The sequence below is a fragment of the Thermorhabdus hydrogeniformans genome (assembly GCF_049310025.1).
In the GTDB taxonomy this organism is placed as follows: domain Bacteria; phylum Bacillota; class Thermosediminibacteria; order Thermosediminibacterales; family Tepidanaerobacteraceae; genus JBJYKD01.
On record NZ_JBJYKD010000041.1, the window covers coordinates 1 to 19517 of the forward strand.

Sequence of the window (19517 nt, forward strand, 5' to 3'; positions counted from 1 at the left end):
AGGGATACCCACCCTTTGCAATGTCTTTTTAACTTTAATAAAGTAGTGTGAACGAAACTGTGGCTCATCTACAAAATATATAACAATTATTGTTGACATATATTAACCTTATGTGATATATTATAACAAAGTGAATACGAAGCGCGAAGCGCCTTTAAACTGGTCCCGTGAGGCCGGTAAGGTGATGGTGTCAAAGTATGTGTATCTACAGCAAGGTTGTGACCGCACGCCTTTCTCCGCCTCGGAGAAAGGCTTTTTTGATGGCTGTAATTATCCCCTGCCGCCTCCGGCGGCAGGGGTTTTTTGTATAGGCCCCGGGGTCGGGAAGCTTTGGAAAGGAGGAGCAGTAAATGCTCAGCCAGAAGCATCTTTTAGGGCTCGAAAATGTCGAAAAGAGGGATATCGAGCTGATTCTGGACACCGCGGAATCGTTTAAAGAAATAATAGAGCGGGACGTGAAAAAGGCCCCCGCTCTGAGGGGAAAATCTGTTGTTAACCTGTTTTACGAACCCAGCACCAGAACCCGCACGTCTTTTGAACTGGCGGGCAAGTATCTGAGCGCCGACACCATAAATTTTTCCCCGTCGGGCAGCAGCGTGCAAAAGGGTGAAAGCCTGAAGGACACGGCCAAAACTCTGGAGATGATGGGGATAAACGCCGTGGTGATCCGCCACGGCTCTTCGGGGGCGGCCGAATTTTTAAGCCGCCACGTCGGGGTCCCTGTGATAAACGCCGGAGACGGCACCCACGAGCATCCCACCCAGGCCCTGCTGGACATGCTCACCGTCAGGGAGAAAATCGGCAGGCTTTCAGGGCTCAAGGTGGCTGTGCTGGGGGACATTCTCCACAGCCGGGTGGCCCGCTCCAACATCTTCGGGTTTACCAGAATGGGTTCCGAGGTATACGTGGCAGGGCCCGCCACATTGATGCCTAAAGAAATCGAAAGGCTGGGGGCTAAGCCTGCAAAAAACGTGGACGAAGCGGTGGAGGGAGCCGATGTGGTGATGGCGCTGAGGATACAGCTGGAGCGGCAGAAAAAAGGCATGTTCCCCTCCCGGAGGGAGTACGCAAAATTCTTCGGCGTAGACAAAATCAGGCTTTCTCTGGCGAAACCGGATGTCCTTCTCCTTCACCCGGGGCCGGTGAACCGCGGTGTGGAACTTTCCTCGGAGGTTATGGACGGTGACCGGTCGGTTATAAACGAACAGGTCAAAAGCGGCGTGGCCGTCCGCATGGCCGTGCTGTATCTTCTGATAGGAGGTGCCGCTCAATGAAAATGATATTCAAGGGGGCCAGGGTTATAGACCCGGCCCGGGGTCTGGACGACGTCAGAGATGTTCTTGTGGTCGACGGCGGCATCGCGGCGGTGGAGAAAAATATAATGATAAGCGGGGCCGGGGTTGTTGACCTTACGGGTATGATCTTGACCCCGGGTCTTATAGACCTGCACGTGCATTTCCGGGAACCGGGCTGTGAATACAAAGAGGACATCGAGTCCGGCTCCAGGAGCGCCGCCGCCGGCGGATTTACCACAGTGGCGTGTATGCCCAACACAGACCCTCCGGTGGATAACGCCGCCATGGTGGAATATGTAAAATCAAGAGCCGCCGGAGTAAACCTGGTCAGGATCTTGCCCGTGGGATGCGTATCAAAAGGCCTTGAGGGCAGGGAACTGGCGGAAATGGGCGACATGGCGGCGGCGGGCGCCGCAGCCTTTTCCGACGACGGCAAGCCCGTAGCCGACAGTTCCCTGATGAGAAAGGCCCTCGCCTATGCCTCCATGTTCGACAGGGTCGTCATAGACCACTGCGAGGAACCGTCACTCTTCGAAGGAGGCCAGGTGAACGAAGGTCATATTTCGGCCAGGCTGGGCCTTGCGGGGATTCCGGCGTCGTCGGAAGAAATTATGGTGGCGAGGGATACAATCCTGGCAAAGGAAACCGGGGCAAGAGTTCACATAGCCCACGTCAGCACTAAGGGTTCGGTGGAAATCATCAGGAGGGCCAAAGCCGAGGGGGTCAGAGTTACCTGCGAAGTTACCCCCCACCACTTGATTCTCACGGAAGAGGCGGTATTGGGTTACAACACCTTTGCCAAGGTAAACCCGCCCCTGAGGACAGAGGAAGACGTGGAGGCCCTGCTGGAAGGCCTAAAGGACGGGACCATCGACGCCATAGCGACGGACCACGCACCCCACTCCATGGATGAAAAGGATGTGGAGTTCGACAAGGCCGCCTTCGGTATGGTGGGGCTGGAAACGGCGCTGGGCTTGGTGTTGACACACCTTACGGGCCCCGGCGGGCTGAGCCTGAACCTCGTGCTCGAAAAGATGACATCCGGCCCCGCCGGCATCCTGGGCCTTGACCTGGGCACCCTGAAAATAGGCAGCCCCGCGGATTTCACGGTGATAGACCCCTCGAAGGAATGGACAGTAGACAAAAACAGGTTTTTCTCTAAAGGCAGGAACACCCCCTTCGACGGCTGGAAGCTGAAAGGCAAGGCCGTGATGACCATCGTGGGGGGCAGGGTGGTATTTTCGGATGACAATTTGAGAGAAGCTTTGATTTGCGGGCAGGTTTCGTAGAATTTAAAACAATTTAGGGTAAATCCAATCCACCCGGGTGCATGCGGCGGTTGACAAATGGGGGGCCGGTGGTATAATGATGTATAATTATACAAGATTATGTATTTCTTTTAAAATGCATCAACCCACGATACAGGATAAATACGGATAAGATTTAAGCAACATTCTATTTATGATGCATAAAAATACAAACCGCTGGACTGCCGCACAAGCTCAAAACCGGAAGGCGACCGGTATGGATATATCATTCGACAAATTGAAGCATTTTAAAAGAAATACGGGAGAGGAGAGCGTTTGTATGAAAGCGATAATTGCCCTGCAGGACGGTACTGTATATGAAGGTAGAGCGTTCGGCGCCGCCGGGACCACCTGGGGAGAGGTGGTATTCAACACGGGGATGACCGGTTATCAGGAGATGCTTACCGATCCATCTTACGCAGGTCAGATTTTAACTTTGACCTACCCCATCGTAGGCAATTACGGTACGGCCGGAGAATTTGCCCAGTCTCTTTCGGTGAAAGTAAGAGGCCTCATAGTGAGGGAGATAAGCACCGGGCCGGTGAAAGAGGACCGCATGGCCCTTGACGAGTACCTCAAGTCCAATAAAGTGCTGGCCGTTGAGGGTGTGGACACCCGAAGCCTCGTAAAGAAGATAAGGCGTTACGGGGTCATGAAAGGGGCGCTGTCCACCGAATACTCGGGCAAAGAGTTGCTTTCCCTCTTAAAAACCACCCCCGACATTGAAAGCATGGACCTTGTTAAAGAGGTGACGGCCAGAAAAGAATACAGCCTTTCGGGAGGCATCGGTCCGAAAATAGCCCTGCTGGACCTGGGGGTTAAAAGCGACATAATAAAATCATTGATAAAGCGGGGGTGCAGGGTGACCGTATTTCCCGCCGATACCCCGGCGGATAAAATCCTTTCCCGGGGGTTCGACGGAGCCCTGCTTTCCAACGGTCCCGGCGACCCGAAAAAGGCCGTATACGCCGTAAGGACGGTTGAAAAGCTGCTGGGCAAAATCCCCGTATTCGGCATATGTCTGGGCCACCAGGTGCTGGCCCTGGCCCTCGGGGCCGATACCTACAAGCTCAAATTCGGCCACCGGGGCGGCAACCACCCGGTAAAAGACATCAAAAAAGACAGGGCCTTCATGACATCGCAGAATCACGGCTATGCCGTCAATGAAAACTCCCTCGACAAAAGGGTGAACGTCGTATTCGTCCATGCCGGCGACGGCACGGTGGAAGGAATAGAGGCGCCGGCCCTGAATGCGTTCTCGGTGCAGTTTCACCCGGAAGCTTCCCCCGGTCCCACCGACGCCGCATACCTCTTCGACGATTTTCTGGAAGCCATTAAATACCACAGTTCCGGGGCAACGATGGCTTACAGCGAAGCTGCGTGGTGAAGCCGCATTACCGGTAGAAAGGAGTACGTCATGCCCAAAGATAAAACCCTCAAGAAAGTCATGGTCATCGGATCCGGGCCCATCATCATAGGGCAGGCGGCGGAGTTCGACTACGCGGGCACCCAGGCCTGCCTTTCATTAAAAGAAGAGGGCCTGGAAGTGGTGCTGATAAACAGCAACCCCGCCACAATTATGACAGATTCCCATATCGCCGACAGGGTGTATGTAGAACCCCTTACGATAGAATTTACCGCGGAAGTCATGCGCCGCGAAAAGCCCGACGGCCTTTTGCCCACCCTGGGCGGCCAGGTGGGGCTCAACCTTGCGGTGGAACTGGCGGAGAATGGAATACTTGCAAAAGAAGGGGTAAAACTGCTTGGCACCCCTCTTTCGGCCATCAAAAAGGCCGAAGACAGGGAATTGTTCAAAAAGCTGATGCAGGAAATAGGTGAACCGGTGCCGGAGAGCCGTATAGTCCACAGCCTTGAGGAAGCCGTGGCTTTCGCCCGGGAGGCCGGCTTTCCGCTCATAGTAAGGCCTGCGTATACCCTGGGCGGCACCGGCGGGGGTGTGGCCTTCAATGAAGAAGAACTCGTGGAGATTACCGGCCATGGCCTGAAGCAGAGCCGCATACGCCAGGTGCTTCTGGAAAAGAGCCTTTTGGGGATGAAAGAGATAGAGTACGAGGTGATGCGCGACAGTAAGGACCAGTGTATTACCGTATGCAACATGGAGAATGTGGACCCGGTTGGCATCCACACCGGCGACAGTATCGTGGTGGCGCCAAGTCAGACACTGTCCGATAAGGAATACCAGATGCTGCGGGCGGCGTCGCTGAGAATCATAAGAGCCCTGGGCATTGAAGGCGGCTGCAACGTGCAGTTTGCCATGGACCCTGAGACCGGCAGGTATTACGTCATCGAGGTAAACCCCCGGGTGAGCCGCTCCAGTGCGCTGGCCTCCAAAGCCACGGGTTACCCCATAGCCAAAATCGCCGCCAAAATAGCCGTGGGCCTTTCGCTTGACGAAATTAAAAACCCCGTAACGGGCAAGACCACCGCATGTTTCGAACCGGCCCTGGACTATGTGGTGGTTAAAATGCCCCGCTGGCCTTTCGATAAATTCACAGACGCCGACAGGACCCTCGGGACCCAGATGAAGGCCACTGGAGAGGTCATGGCCATAGACAGGACCCTGGAGGGGGCCTTGATGAAAGCGGTAAGGTCCCTGGAACAGGGTGTTATAGACCTGTCTTTAAAGGGTATGGGCGACCTATCCCTGCAGGAGATAAAAGACAAAATTTCCAGAGCCACGGACGAGAGGCTTTTCGCCATAGCCGAGGCCATGCGCCGGGGTGTAAGCTCCGATGAAATTTACGATTTATCCAGGATCGACAGGTTCTTCCTGAAGAAAATTGAAAACATCGTGGCCATGGAGAACAGGCTGAAAGAGGAGGAGCTTGGCGAGAACATTTTAAAAGAGGCCAAGCGGATGGGCTTTCCGGACGCCGTCATAGCAAAATATGCGGGCCGGACGGAAGAAGATGTGAAAGCCCTGAGAGAAAAATTCGCCATCATCCCCACGTATAAGATTGTGGATACGTGCGCGGCGGAATTCGAAGCGGAGACGCCTTATTTTTACTCCACTTTCGAAGCAGAAAACGAGGCCGTGCCCGAAGACAAACCCACAGTCGCCATAATAGGGTCCGGCCCCATAAGAATCGGCCAGGGCATAGAGTTTGACTACTGCTGTGTGCATTCAGTATGGGCCGCCAGAGAAGCCGGTTACAGGACGGTCATCATAAACAACAACCCCGAGACGGTCAGCACCGATTTCAACACCGCCGACCGGCTGTATTTCGAGCCCCTTTACATTGAGGATGTGATGGCGGTAATAGAAAATGAAAAACCCCTGGGTGTCCTGGTGCAATTCGGCGGGCAGACGGCCATAAACCTGGCGGGAGCACTGGAGAGACGGGGAATAAAAATACTGGGGACCGCCGTGAAATCTATAGATATCGCTGAGGATAGGGAAAAATTTGACGCCCTCTTGAGCGAACTTGATATACCGAGGCCCAGAGCAGTGGCCGCCAGGAGCGCCGCCGAAGCCCTGGAGAAAGCCGTCGAGATCGGCTTTCCCATGCTGGTAAGGCCCTCCTATGTGTTGGGCGGCAGGGCAATGGAAATAGTATATAATATGGAAGAATTGAAAGCATATATGCAAGAAGCGGTAGAGGCCTCCCCGGAAAAGCCCGTGCTTATCGACAGATATATATGCGGTACCGAGGTGGAAGTGGACGCCATAAGTGACGGCAAGGAAGTGCTGATACCCGGCATCATGGAACACATCGAACGGGCCGGGATTCACTCCGGCGACAGCATGGCGGTATATCCTCCCCGGACCTTGAGCGAAGCGGCGGTAAAAAAAATAGTTGACTACACCACCAGGATCGCCCTGAAACTCTGCGTCAGGGGGCTGGTGAACATTCAGTTTGTGGTCCGGGAGGACGATGTGTATATAATTGAAGTAAACCCGCGCTCAAGCCGTACGGTGCCTTATTTGAGCAAGATTACAGGTATCCCGATGGTTGATGTGGCCACAAAGATAGCTCTGGGCGCCACCCTTTCAGGCCTGGGGCTCAAAGGGGGTCTGGCGCCGGAACCCGATTTTGTGGCGATCAAAGCTCCTGTGTTTTCCTTCTCAAAACTCCGTCAGGTGGAAACCTCCCTGGGGCCGGAAATGAAGTCCACCGGCGAGGTGCTGGGTATCGAGAAGACCTTTGAAAAGGCGCTGTACAAGGCGTTTACCGCCGCTGGCCTAAAAATACCCACCGGAGGGGCTATCCTCGCCACCGTGGCCGACCGGGATAAACCCGAGGCCGTCAAACTCCTGAGGGACTTTCAAAATCTGGGCTTCGACATATATGCCACGGCGGGCACCGCTCAGGCTCTCAGAGCGGCGGGGGTCAAAGCCCGTGTGGTAAACAAGGTGAGAGAAGGGTCGCCAAATATAATGGACCTGTTTCGGGAGGGCAGAGTGGATATTGTAATAAACACCTTCACCAGAGGGAAGGCTCCTGAGCGGGACGGCTTTAAAATCCGGCGAGCCGCTGCCGACGACGGCATTCCGTGCCTTACTTCTCTGGACACCGCCCGGGCCCTTTACAGAGTGATAGAGGCCACCGGCATGAGGGTGATGCCGATTGGGAGCCGGTGGTAGCTTTCTGCCCTCATCACTTTTGTTCCGCTGCCGGGGGCTCTCAGGCCCGTTGCGGGGGAATTCAAGCTCTTTGCTAAGAGCACTTAAGTACCAACACTATGCTGCCTTTTAGAACATCAAACGTCGAATTTTAAAGAATGGGGTGATATTCTGTCCGGGTTGCTGTTCTCGGTAAAAATACTCCAAAATGCATTGATTGTCCCTGGCATTTATCATATGAAAATGTATTGCCCGGAGGTGGCGGTAAAGGCTGCACCGGGCCAGTTTCTACACATACGTTGCTCCGACACGCCGTCCCCCCTTCTCCGGAGGCCCGTAAGCATCGCCGGGGTAAATGAAGAGGACGGAACGGTGGAGATAATATACCGCGTGGTGGGGGAAGGGACACGTCTGATGTCTCAAAAAAAAGCCGGGGAAATCATTGACATACTGGGTCCGCTGGGCAGGGGGTTTCCTCTGCCTCCGGGCGCCGCAAACCCCGTGCTGATTGGCGGAGGTGTCGGCGTTGCTCCGCTGCTGTACCTGGCACGAAAGATCGCCGGCACCCTTTCAGGGCCCGGGAGAGTCAGTGCCGCTTTCATCGGATTTTCCACCGCCGCAGAAGTTTTTGGGGAGGAATTTTTGAGATCCTGCGGGTTTAAAGTGTTCTTAACCACCGACGACGGCACTGCCGGTCAAAAAGGAGTTCCGACGGAGGTGTTTGAAAACTGTATAAAAGCCCATGAGATGCCGGGGCAGAGCAGGACGCATCCTCAATCCGGCATAATATACGCCTGCGGGCCCAAACCCCTGCTGGCGAAGGTCAAAGACATTGCGGCCCGGGAGAAAATCCCCGCATACCTTTCGCTGGAGGAGCGCATGGCCTGCGGAGTGGGGGCCTGCCTGGGATGTGCGGTGAAGTCCGCCCGAGAAGGGTATAAAAAGGTATGCAGGGACGGACCGGTGTTTGAATCCGGAGAAATACACTTGTAGAACGGAAAATGCGGTCTAGAAAACCTTGATGCTTCAAAATGATTTGGAAAGGAGAAGTGCTTTGAGCCGGGACAGGCTTTCAGAGCCATGCCGTAAAATGGAATCACGCCGCAATTGCGCGGTTGACATGTGTGTCGAAATAGCCGGGATCGCCATGAAAAACCCGGTGATGGTGGCTTCGGGCACTTTCGGGTTCGGAGAGGAATATTCAAAATTTTACGATATAAACCGGCTCGGAGCCGTGGTGACAAAAGGGATCACACTTTTGCCGAGGACCGGCAATCCTCCGCCCAGGCTTTACGAGACCCCCGCGGGCCTCCTCAATTCCGTGGGTCTGGAGAACCCCGGCGTTGAAAGGTTTATCGCCGATGAATGGCCCCGTCTTAAAAAACTCACGGTGCCGGTTATCGCTAACATAGACGGAGATACGGTGGACGAATACCGTGAAATTGCAAAGCGGCTGTCGGATTTAAACGGCCTTGCGGCTCTGGAAGTAAACATATCATGTCCCAATGTGGAAAAAGGCGGCATGGCCTTCGGTCAGGACCCCGACAGCGCCTTTGAAGTAGTAAGGGCGGTAAAGGAGGCGACTGGGCTGCCGGTAATAGCAAAACTTTCCCCAAACGTCATGAACATTAAAAAAATAGCCTCGGCGGTGGAAGCGGCCGGTGCCGACGCCATTTCCCTTATAAACACCGTTCTGGGCATGGCCATAGATATCAATAGACGGCAACCCGTATTTCACAGGACCTTCGCCGGGCTTTCCGGCCCCGCGGTAAAGCCCATCGCCCTCCGCATGGTGTGGGAAGTCTATGAAGCGGTGAAAATACCCATCATAGGCATGGGAGGTATTTTTACATGGCGGGATGCGGCGGAGTTCATCCTGGCCGGAGCCTCGGCCGTGGCCGTGGGCACCGCCGGTTTAGTAGACCCTGAAGCGCCTTTAAAAATCATCGACGGCCTGGAGAAATACCTGGTCGACTGCTCCGCCTGCGAAAGTGCATTAAAAACTTCAGGCGATGACAATATAATAAAACTCCGGGACATTGTCGGCCTGGCCCACAAATAGGGGTTTTCACCTGTAAAAGCCGGACGGAAATGCGGTTGTAAGGTATAAAACCTAAAAGATAAGGATAAATTTCGGGGAGGAGATTTTACATGACCCAGGATTTTTCGAAAGTGATAATCGCCCTCGATACCCCTGATGAGCATAAGGCCCTGGGCCTTGTGAGGCTTTTGAAAAACCGGGTGTGCGTGTTCAAGGTCGGGCTGGAACTTTTTTGTTCCGCAGGCCCGGCCGTCGTAAAAAAGATAAACGCGGAAGGATGCGGCGTCTTTCTTGACCTGAAATTTCACGACATTCCCAACACCGTGGCCGGGGCGGCACGGGCGGCGGTGGATTCCGGCGCCTTTATGTTTAACGTGCATGCGTCGGGCGGAAGGGAAATGATGGAAAAGGCCCGCGCGGCTTCCGAGAGGGCTTTTATAGAAAAGAAAAAGGTGACCGGCGAAACAAAGCCCCCAAAAATTTTGGCCGTCACCGTGCTCACCAGCCTGGACGACGAAGACTTAAAAGAAATAAATATAAATAAATCCTCCTCCGACCAGGCGGTGTGGCTGGCGAAGCTGGCCCGGGCCGCGGGCCTGGACGGCGTCGTGGCGTCGCCCAGAGAAATATCGGCCATCAGGACCGCTGTAGGGAAGGATTTCCTCCTTGTGACACCGGGGGTGCGGCCGCGCTGGGCGGATCCGGGCGATCAGAAGAGGGTGACCACCCCAAAAGAGGCTATAGAGGCCGGGGCCGACTACATCGTCATGGGCCGCCCTGTCACCGCCGCCCCGGACCCCCTTGCCGCCCTGGAAAGGATTTTTGACTGAGCCGCTGTCTCGGCCGGAGTCACAGCCGGTGACGGTGCCTTGGTCCGGCACGAAGGGTTGATTCTGGCGCTCCATAAAGGTATTTAAAAATATTATGCTGGGAGTGATCAGTATGACGCGAGAAGAAATTCAGAAACTTTTCACCGACACCGGAGTTCTGCAAACCGGCCACTTTATCCTGACCTCCGGCCGGCATAGCTCCAAATACCTCCAGTGCGCCCGGCTGCTTCAGTATCCGGCCGCGGCCGAAAAGGCCTGCCGGGAACTGGCGCTGAACTTCAAGGATTTTGGTGTTGAGACGGTTATCGGCCCGGCCCTGGGCGGCATAATTGTTTCATATGAAGTGGCAAGGGCGCTTAATGCCCGCGCCCTATTCGCCGAACGGGAAAACGGGCAAATGACCCTCCGGCGGGGATTTTCCCTCAAGCCCGGCGAGAGGGTGCTGGTCGTGGAAGACGTGGTCACCACCGGCGGCTCCGTAAAAGAAGTCATCGAGCTGGCAATATCCTGCGGCGCCCGGGTGCTTGGGGTGGGGGCCCTGGTGGACCGCAGCGGCGGGAAAGTGGATTTCGGCGTCCCCGCCGGATACCTTCTAAATCTCGAGGTGGAATCATACCCCCCGGAACAATGCCCTTTATGCGCTGAAGGCATACCGGCGGAAAAGCCGGGAAGCAGAAGGTAAACCTATATCGATTGAAAACAACTTGCGCAACGTCTTATCGCCTTTTTTCTGGCAGGCCCCCCCTCCCTCTCCTCTGCATAATATAAATAAAGAGGAGGGGGATTTTTTATGAGCTGGGCCTGGCTCAAGTTTATAGTGAACGTCCTGACCAACGAAGCCGTCATGGAGCCTCTTATTGCCGTAATCCTTGGGTACGGCGTAAACGCCTACGCGAAAAACCGCCGCTACAGGATAATCATGGACCTTACGGCGGATATAGTGGACTATATTGAAGAACACTACAAGGAATGGGGGATAAAGGGCAGCGCCAAGATGGACAAATTCTTAGAGATTTTTACCGAAGAGTTTAAAAAGCAGCTCGGCCGCAAGCCCAAAGAAGTCGAGCTCAGTACAGCCCGGATCCGGGCCGAGGCTCTGGTCCAGAGGGCGCGGCGGGCCACTAAGAATAAATAGAAATGGCTGGATGATATAAAAAAGTCAACTGCTGAAAGATGACTGGGCCTGGATGCCTCTTTTTTCACATAATTTGTTGCAATGAAATTATTTGAATGATACAATTTACTTGTGAACAAATCCCTGCCATTTTCGGGGGCAGGCAGGACGGTGTAAAACGTGATGAACTCAACCAAAATTTTTGACGAAATGTATAAAAATCAAATAAGAGCTTAATTGCGGGCCTGGCACCCAAGGAGGTTTGTATGAAGGATATAAAATCTGAAATACAGGAAAGATTGAAAAGCCTTATTTCTTCAGCCCTGGAAAAAGCCATCGGAGAAAAAGCCATCGAAGTGAAAGAGGTGCCCGACTTTTACCTGGAAGTGCCTCAGGACCCGGGCCACGGCGACTTCGCAGCCAATGTAGCCATGATGATGGCAAGGCAGGCCCGGATGTCTCCGAAGAAAATAGCCGAGATCATCGTAAAAAGGCTCGAGGCGCCCGGCGGCGAGATAGAAAAGGTAGAAGTGGCGGGCCCCGGGTTTATAAATTTTTACCTCAAACCCACATGGGCCAACAGAGTCGTCTTCGACATATTGAAAGAAGGCAAAGATTTCGGCCGCCTGAACATTGGAAAAGGCAAAAAAGTTCAGGTGGAATTCGTCAGCGCCAACCCCACCGGCCCCATGCACATGGGCAACGCCCGGGGAGCGGCCCTGGGGGACGCCCTCTCGTCGGTGCTGAAGATGGCCGGCTACGACGTCACTAAGGAATTTTACATAAACGATGCGGGTAACCAGATAGAAAATTTCGGACTCTCGCTGGAAGCCCGCTACCTGGAACTGCTTGGATATGAAAGCCAGATACCGGAAGGGGGGTATCACGGGGAAGATGTAAAGGAGCACATGAGAAACATCATAGAGGAAGAAGGCGAACGGTTTTTGCATATGGATTCGCCGAGCCGCAGGGCATATTTTATAGACTACGCCCTGAAAAGGAACATAAAGCGCATGAAAGAGGACCTGGAAAATTTCGGGGTCCATTTTGACGTGTGGTTTTCCGAGAAGAGCCTTCACGATTCGGGCAAGGTCAATGAGGTCATAAGGCTCCTTACCGAACGGGGCTGCACCTACGAAAAAGACGGGGCGCTGTGGTTCAAGGCGTCGGAGTTCGGGGCGGGCAAGGATGAGGTGCTTATCCGCCAAAACGGAATCCCCACCTACTTCGCGGCGGATATCGCCTATCACAAGGATAAGTTTGACAGGGGGTTCGAGTGGGTCATAGACATCTGGGGGGCCGATCATCACGGCCACGTGCCCAGGATGAAGGGGGCTCTGGCGGCTCTCGGGTACGACCCCGAAAGGTTCACCGTCATCATCATGCAGCTGGTGAGGCTGTACAGGAACGGAGAAGTAGCCAGGATGTCAAAGCGCACCGGCAGGGCTGTGACCCTGGCCGATATCGTGGAAGAGGTGGGCAAAGATGCGGCGCGATTTTTCTTCAACATGCGGAGTGCCGACACCCATCTGGACTTTGACCTGGACCTTGCCATAAAGCAGTCCGATGAGAACCCCGTTTACTATGTGCAGTACGCCCACGCCCGCATATGCAGTATTTTAAGGCAGGCGGCGGAACAGGGCGTTCGTTTGCCCGATGTGAATTCTTTAACACCCGGCGAATTTAGTAAATATTCAAATCTGCTGACAGAAAAAGCCGAGATAGACCTGATCAAAAAGCTGGCGGATTTTCCCGGCGAAATAAGGATTGCCGCCACCACCCTTTCGCCTTACCGCATAACGGTTTACTCCCTGGAACTGGCGTCGGCGTTCCACTCCTTTTACAACAGCTGCCGGGTCCTTTCGCCTGATGAGGATTTGACGGCGGCAAGGCTGATGCTTGCTATGGCCGTGAGACAGGTATTGAGAAACGCCTTTAATGTCCTCGGTATTTCGGCTCCCGAGCGCATGTAAAGCGCCAGAGAAGGAAGGGAGGGGGAAGATGAAAGAAATTGCGGCTATCAAAGCGCAAATGGAACTCCTTCTTTCCCATGTGGAAGAGGGTATTCATGTAGTGGACGAAAACGGAATCTCCATTTATTACAATAATGCCGCGTCAAAGATAGAAGGGCTTTCACCCGTGGAGGTCATCGGCCGCCATCTTCTGGAGATTTTCCCTTCGCTGTCGGAAGAAGACAGCACCCTCCTAACTGTTTTAAAAACGGGGGAAGCCATATACGATAAGGAACAGAGCTTCACCAATTACAAAGGCAGGAAAATCACCACCATAAATACCACCCTCCCGATAAAGGTGAACGGCAAAATCATAGGAGCCATGGAAATATCGAAAGATGTGACCGCGGTAAAAGACATGACCGAAAGGATATCCGACCTGCAGGCGATTCTTTACGGCCATGCCCCAAGACCCGAGAGCAGGAAGGGCGGGACGGCTCGTTACACCTTTGACGATATCATCGGGGAGAGCAGAAGTATAAAAGAACTGAAAAAACTTGCCCGGCGCGCGGCGCTCAGCTCATCTCCGGTGCTGGTCTGGGGTGAGACCGGGACGGGGAAAGAACTGTTTGTGCAGGCCATACACAACGCCGGCCCCAGGAGGCAGGCGCCCTTTATCGCGCAGAACTGTGCTGCCCTTCCGGCCACCCTGCTGGAGGGGATTCTCTTCGGCACCATAAAAGGAGGATTTACGGGGGCCGAGGATCGGCCGGGGCTTTTTGAACTGGCTGACGGCGGAACGTTATTCCTTGATGAGATAAATTCCATGCCTCCCGAACTTCAGGCCAAGCTCCTGCGGGTCCTGCAGGAAGGCGCCATCCGCCGGGTCGGGGACACCCGCATGCGGGCCGTAGACGCCCGGGTGGTCACCGCGTGCAGCGATAATCCCGTGGCCGCCGTAGAAAAAAGGCAACTTCGGGAAGATCTCTTTTACAGGATAAACGTGGTAAGCCTGCAGATCCCCCCCTTGAGGGAGCGTAAGGAAGACATACCTCTTCTGGTTGAACATTTTGTCAAAAGGCATTCAGATGTGGAAAAACACCGGATAAAAATATCCGGTGAAGTGATGGAGATTTTTTATGAATACCCGTGGCCCGGCAATGTGCGTGAACTGGAAAACGCCATTGAGGGTGCTATTATAATAATGGATGGAGATACAATAAAGCCGGAGCATTTGCCGCTGCAGATAAGGTCGTATTTTTCACCCAAAATGGGCTGCGTAGCAGGGCAGGGGAGCCTCGCTCTTGACGAAACCCTGGAAAGGGTCGAGCTGGACCTGATACGAAAGGCCATGGAAAAAGCACGCGGCAACGTATCAAAAGCGGCGCGGCTTCTCGGCATTCCACGCCAGACCCTGCAGTATAAGCTCAAAAAGATGAAGACAACCGGCTCCAATTTGTCCAGGAATTAACTAAAAATCTATTGGATAAAATATAATAGTCAAGAAGGAATTTCGCAATTTGCCAAGAATATATATATGTTTAGAAAGAATTTTTATTCGGCAAATTTAGATAGACAAACAGTAGAGACATAAATCCTTTTGAAAGAAAGGGAGGTTTTTAAAAGTGAAAATACGGTGGTTTGGCCATGCCTGTTTTCTTTTGGAATCGCAAGGCGGCACCAAGATAGTAACCGACCCCTTTGACGGCAGCGTCGGATATAAGATACCCAAAATCGAGGCTGATATAGTTACCGTAAGCCACGACCATTACGACCACAACTATGTGGAAGCCGTCCAGGGGGACCCGGAGGTTATAAAATCTCCGGGGGAACATTCTGCTGGAGGCGTAAAAATCAAAGGCATTCCGGCGTTCCACGATGAGGTAAAAGGCGCAAAAAGGGGGGCGAACGTAGTTTACATATACGAAATAGACGGCCTCCGGGTATGCCATGTGGGGGATCTGGGCCACCTGCTTTCAAAAGCCCAGGCGGAGGAAATCGGCAAAGTGGATGTGCTCCTCATCCCCGTGGGAGGGACCTTCACCCTGGATGCCGAAGGGGCGGCGGCTGTGGTGGAGCAGCTTGCGCCGAAGGTGACCATCCCCATGCACTTTAAAACCCCGGCGGTCAGCATGCCCATAGACCCTGTCGACAAATTCCTCGAAAAAGTCGGCGGCGGCGAACAGATGGATTCCACCACTATCGAGATTACTCCCGAGAATGTGGGGGAAAAGCCGCGGGTAATTGTTTTAAATTACGAATGAGCACCCGGGCAAATCGGTTGTGCCGGGTATGAAATCAGAAGGTGAAATCCCGGGCTGCAGAGGGCTTTAAAGTCCCCTGCTTTTTATTTTTGTATATAAATACCCCCTGCGATGCATGTGGTTCAAATTGCCCCTTTAGGGGCAGCCGGACGGTTCAGGTTCAGGCAGGCAGACTTAACTCGAAGGCCCTGTACCATCCAAGATAAAACTTGGAAAGCTCGATGACTGAGGTTTACCGGGAGCCGTGTACGAGGCCCGTAAGACGGTTCTGTGAGAAGGACAGCGGTAAGCGATCGCCCGGGCTGCCCTACTCGATTATGACACGACATAGTTGAAAAAGAAAGTAAAGAATTATAATTATAAGTAAAGCAATTATTGCAGAGGTGAGTATATATGCAAAAAGTAAAACTTTCAAGCAAGCATCAAATTACAGTGCCGATGGAATTTTGCCGCAAACTCAAGTTGAAAAAAGGCAGCACACTTATCATGGAGATAAAAGACGGCAAAATTATCATTACCCCTGAACCTGATGATTATGTGGAATATTTTTACGGTATTGCAAAAGGAATCTATGGCAAAACGGCTGAAGAAATAGATAAATATGTCCGAGAGGAGCGAGAATCTTGGGAATAAAAACTTTTATTAATGAGATTAAAAAATACGATAAGCTGTTTATGGATACAAATGTAATTTTATACTTCTTGGAAGGGAACGAAATTTTTGGTGACATGTCAAAAGAGATTTTTTCGTTAGTCAAAAATGGTGATGTTCAGGGTTATATGTCGGTTATTTCAGTGGCGGAGCTCCTGGTAAAGCCATTGAAGTTAAATGATAATATTTTGGTTGACAGCATAACTAAATTCATAAATCATTTTCCCAATTTAAAAATCGTTGATATAGACAAAAACATTGCCTTACAGGCCGCCCAAATAAGGGCGAAAACGGGGCTGAAGCTCCCGGATGCTTTAATAATTGCTTCCGCCAAAGCTTTTGGTTGCGGCCTGATAGGCACCGATACTCAATGGGAACAAAAAAGTCTCGGGATTAAATTTCTTAACATTAAAAAGCATTTCTTGGCATAATAGTTATATTTTTGCGAGTTTTAAAAAACTAATGGTGTTATGGTAAGGTTAGGGTGAAGCTTTATGAAAAAAGTAAAAGAAAGAGTATTACAATATCTGGTTGAACAGTGCAGTAATAAAAAAACTGTTAAAGGATGTACCACCCAGGAGATAGCCGATGCACTCTCGCTCCAGCGAAGCAATGTAAGTGCCGTATTAAATAAGCTTTATGCAGAAGGAAAAGTTTTTAAGCTAAAAACCAAACCGGTTCTTTACACTGTAAGTCCTTTAGATGATAACAGGAACGTTAGGAGAACCAATTTGAGTTTTGACACGTTGATCGGGAAAGAAGGAAGTTTAAAAAAATGTATCCAGCTGGCAAAGGCTGCTATCCTGTATCCTCCGAGAGGACTTCATGTGCTGCTTTTGGGCCCAACAGGCGTGGGGAAAACCATGTTTGCGGAAATTATGTATAAATTTGCCGTGGAAAAAGGAGTATTAAGTTTGAATTCTCCCTTCGTTGCGTTTAACTGTGCCGATTATGCAAATAATCCACAGCTGCTTCTGGCCCAGCTTTTCGGATACAAAAAAGGTGCTTTCACGGGAGCAGACAGAGACAAAGCGGGAATTGTCGACAGGGCCAATGGAGGTATTTTGTTTTTGGACGAGATCCACAGGCTCCCGCCGGAAGGGCAGGAAATGCTTTTCATGCTGATAGATAAGGGAGTATATACACCCCTGGGCGACGGTAATGCAAAGAAAAGCGACATTCTCATTATAGGCGCTACCACCGAGAGCGAAGGAGGCGCCTTGCTGTCCACTTTCACGAGGAGAATTCCCATTACCATTACCATACCGCCTTTGAAGGAAAGGCCTTTTGGCGAGAGGTTTGAACTGATATGCCAGTTTTTTAAAGTTGAGTCGGCGAGAATAGGGAAAGAAATAATTGTTACTGCGAATGCTTTGAGAGGCCTTATGTTATACGACTGCCCCGGAAATATAGGCCAGCTGAAAAGCGACATACAGCTTGGCTGCGCCAATGCTTTTCTTAGATGTATTTCGAAAGGCAAAAAAAGAATTGAAGCTGATATAGAAGATTTTTCCAGTGAAGTTCGGAAAGGATTGGTGTTATATAAAAATAATTCACAAATAATAGATGAGATAATAAAAGAAGATATAAAATTAAGTTTCTCGCCCAAGGAGGGGAAATTTCAGATCGAATTCGATGATTCCAGTCTTCCCGACAGTTTTTATGAAGATATAGAAAAAAGGGTGCAGGAGCTGAGGGAGCATGGCATTGATGAAAAGGATATCGAGTTTATAATGTCTTTTGAAATAGAAAGTTATTTTAAAAAATTCATAAGGACTTTTGCAGGTGAAGTGAAAAAGGAAGAACTGGCGAAAATAGTTGACAGAAAACTAATAAATCTGGTCGAAGATTTTTTAAATACCGCTTCGGAAAAACTCAGGAGAGTATTTTCATCGAAAGTATTTTACGGTCTGTGTTTACACATATCCTCCAGTATTGAAAGAATAAAGAAGAATAAAAGAATAACAAACCACAATTTAAAGGAGATAATTGAAAAAAATGCCGAAGAATATGCGTTGGCCCTTTGTTTTGCTGAGACATTGGAAAAGGAGTATGGCATAAAAGTACCTCTGGATGAAGTGGGATTTATATCGATGTTTTTATGCATCGATTCGGATTATTGTGGGGTGGAAGAAAATATGCCCATTGTAGTTGTTGCAATGCACGGAAGCAGCACCGCCTCTTCAATGGCCGAGGTGGCGAATAAGCTGGTGGGTGCGGGTAACGTATACGCGTATGACATGAGCCTTGATAAAGATCCAAAAGTGGCTTATGGAGAGTTAAAAGACCTGATAATCAAAAAACATCAAGGAGGCGGAGTAATACTTCTGGTGGATATGGGTTCCCTCGGGATGTTCGGCGAACTCATCAGCGAAGAGACGGGTATAAAAATAAAAGTCTTGGATATGGTTACTACCATAATGGTTATTGAATGTGCCAGGAAAGCAACCATGTTAAGAGATGTTAATGAGGTATGTGAAGAAGTAAAGGATTCGATAGTGTATTTTAGAAGCAGAGTTCCCAGTTCCGTACGTTCGATTATACCCAGGAGGGAGAATATTATTCTCACGGTATGCACTACGGGAGAAGGCAGCGCGGTTAAATTGAAAAATTTAATCGAGGAGAAAATAGGTTTAAACAGTGAACATGTCCAGATTATTCCGGTAGCTGCCAGTGATTCAAAATATATCCGAAGTTATGTAAACAGGTTATCTAAAGATAAAAAAATACTGGCCATCGTGGGAGCTATAAATCCAAATATTTACGGGATTCCATTCATTTCAATTTCGGAATTGCTGATCGACAATAATTTCAATAGAATTAAGGAAATAGTAGCTAAAGCTGAATCGACTACCGACCTTTATAAAGATATATTTCGAATGTTGAGTTCGGAATTGCCGGGCTTCGACATAGAAACTTTTCAAAAGCTGTGTATGGAGTTTTTTGATAAGATTGAAGTGTGCTTAAAAATAAATGTAAATTTAGATAAAAAAATTGGATTAATTTTACATATAGCGTGCGCCGTCGATAGATTGAAGAAACAGATAAAAATACAAAAATATTCTTGTAAAGAAGAGATTAAACAAAAATATACAGAGGAGTTTAAGTTTATTAAATCGGAGTTGACCGACTTTGAGAAATACTATAATGTTGCGTTTCCCGAGGAGGAAATATGCAATATTATTACAATCTTAAAGGAGGTTTGTATAGAATAAAGTGTATTAAAAAGTCGTTGTTATTATTAACCCGAGCGGAGTATTTGTATAAGAAAAAAATAAATGTGTATAAAAGAAGGGGGCGATCGGTGGGCGAGTGCCCTCCTTTTTTTATTTTTTATATTGCTCTGTATTGGTACAATCCTTGCTATGATAAACATAAAGTGGACAATGGTTCATCAAATAAAAAATAAGTCCTGCGGTAAAAAGTCAAGTACCTAAAAATAACAAAATGGAAAATATTTAGCTCACTTTTTGTAAAA

General features: G+C 50.6%; 15 protein-coding genes. All 15 read left to right on the plus strand.

Annotation, left to right across the window (positions count from 1 at the left end; translation table 11 throughout):
- The first annotated feature begins 350 nt into the window (after nucleotides 1–350).
- The 15 genes from ACKX14_RS14250 to ACKX14_RS14320 all read left to right on the plus strand — a co-directional run bounded on the left by ACKX14_RS14250 (nucleotide 351) and on the right by ACKX14_RS14320 (nucleotide 19254).
- Entirely contained in the window at nucleotides 351–1274 is a 924-nt protein-coding gene (locus tag ACKX14_RS14250; protein WP_422448794.1) for an aspartate carbamoyltransferase catalytic subunit, read from the plus strand.
- Nucleotides 1271–2584 carry a dihydroorotase gene (locus ACKX14_RS14255; RefSeq protein ID WP_422448796.1) on the plus strand — a complete coding sequence of 438 codons (1314 nt, stop codon included), beginning with the start codon at nucleotides 1271–1273 and terminating at the stop codon, nucleotides 2582–2584. Before ACKX14_RS14250 ends, ACKX14_RS14255 begins: the two co-directional genes overlap by 4 nt.
- Nucleotides 2585–2882: 298 nt before the next feature.
- Nucleotides 2883–3989, plus strand: a complete 1107-nt coding sequence (gene carA / locus ACKX14_RS14260; RefSeq protein WP_422448798.1) for a glutamine-hydrolyzing carbamoyl-phosphate synthase small subunit — start codon at nucleotides 2883–2885, stop codon at nucleotides 3987–3989.
- A 30-nt stretch (nucleotides 3990–4019) separates the two neighbouring features.
- Nucleotides 4020–7208 (plus strand): carbamoyl-phosphate synthase large subunit, encoded by a 3189-nt coding sequence (gene carB, locus ACKX14_RS14265; RefSeq protein ID WP_422448800.1) that lies wholly within the window; start codon nucleotides 4020–4022, stop codon nucleotides 7206–7208.
- 216 nt (nucleotides 7209–7424) lie between these two features.
- A complete protein-coding gene (locus ACKX14_RS14270) occupies nucleotides 7425–8180 on the plus strand; it encodes a dihydroorotate dehydrogenase electron transfer subunit (RefSeq protein ID WP_422448802.1) in 756 nt (251 codons plus the stop codon).
- A 97-nt stretch (nucleotides 8181–8277) separates the two neighbouring features.
- Entirely contained in the window at nucleotides 8278–9249 is a 972-nt protein-coding gene (locus ACKX14_RS14275) for a dihydroorotate dehydrogenase (RefSeq protein WP_422448822.1), read from the plus strand.
- 89 nt (nucleotides 9250–9338) lie between these two features.
- Nucleotides 9339–10058: an orotidine-5'-phosphate decarboxylase gene (gene pyrF, locus ACKX14_RS14280; RefSeq protein WP_422448804.1), complete on the plus strand. Its 720-nt coding sequence runs from the start codon at nucleotides 9339–9341 to the stop codon at nucleotides 10056–10058.
- 112 nt (nucleotides 10059–10170) lie between these two features.
- On the plus strand, nucleotides 10171–10740 hold the full coding sequence (pyrE, locus tag ACKX14_RS14285; protein WP_422448806.1) for an orotate phosphoribosyltransferase: 570 nt from the start codon (nucleotides 10171–10173) through the stop codon (nucleotides 10738–10740).
- Between the two features lie 108 nt (nucleotides 10741–10848).
- Complete coding sequence (locus tag ACKX14_RS14290) at nucleotides 10849–11193, plus strand: hypothetical protein (protein WP_422448808.1); 345 nt, start codon at nucleotides 10849–10851, stop codon at nucleotides 11191–11193.
- Between the two features lie 245 nt (nucleotides 11194–11438).
- Nucleotides 11439–13145, plus strand: coding sequence for an arginine--tRNA ligase (gene argS, locus ACKX14_RS14295; RefSeq protein WP_422448810.1), 1707 nt, complete (start codon nucleotides 11439–11441; stop codon nucleotides 13143–13145).
- 28 nt (nucleotides 13146–13173) lie between these two features.
- Nucleotides 13174–14595: a sigma-54 interaction domain-containing protein gene (locus ACKX14_RS14300; RefSeq protein ID WP_422448812.1), complete on the plus strand. Its 1422-nt coding sequence runs from the start codon at nucleotides 13174–13176 to the stop codon at nucleotides 14593–14595.
- 154 nt (nucleotides 14596–14749) lie between these two features.
- Nucleotides 14750–15388, plus strand: coding sequence for an MBL fold metallo-hydrolase (locus ACKX14_RS14305; protein WP_422448814.1), 639 nt, complete (start codon nucleotides 14750–14752; stop codon nucleotides 15386–15388).
- 393 nt (nucleotides 15389–15781) lie between these two features.
- A complete protein-coding gene (locus ACKX14_RS14310; protein WP_422448816.1) occupies nucleotides 15782–16021 on the plus strand; it encodes an AbrB/MazE/SpoVT family DNA-binding domain-containing protein in 240 nt (79 codons plus the stop codon).
- Nucleotides 16012–16470 (plus strand): type II toxin-antitoxin system VapC family toxin, encoded by a 459-nt coding sequence (locus ACKX14_RS14315; protein WP_422448818.1) that lies wholly within the window; start codon nucleotides 16012–16014, stop codon nucleotides 16468–16470. The genes ACKX14_RS14310 and ACKX14_RS14315 overlap by 10 nt, the downstream gene beginning before the upstream one ends.
- Before the next feature lie 63 nt (nucleotides 16471–16533).
- On the plus strand, nucleotides 16534–19254 hold the full coding sequence (locus ACKX14_RS14320; RefSeq protein WP_422448820.1) for a sigma-54-dependent transcriptional regulator: 2721 nt from the start codon (nucleotides 16534–16536) through the stop codon (nucleotides 19252–19254).
- Nucleotides 19255–19517 lie beyond the last annotated feature (263 nt).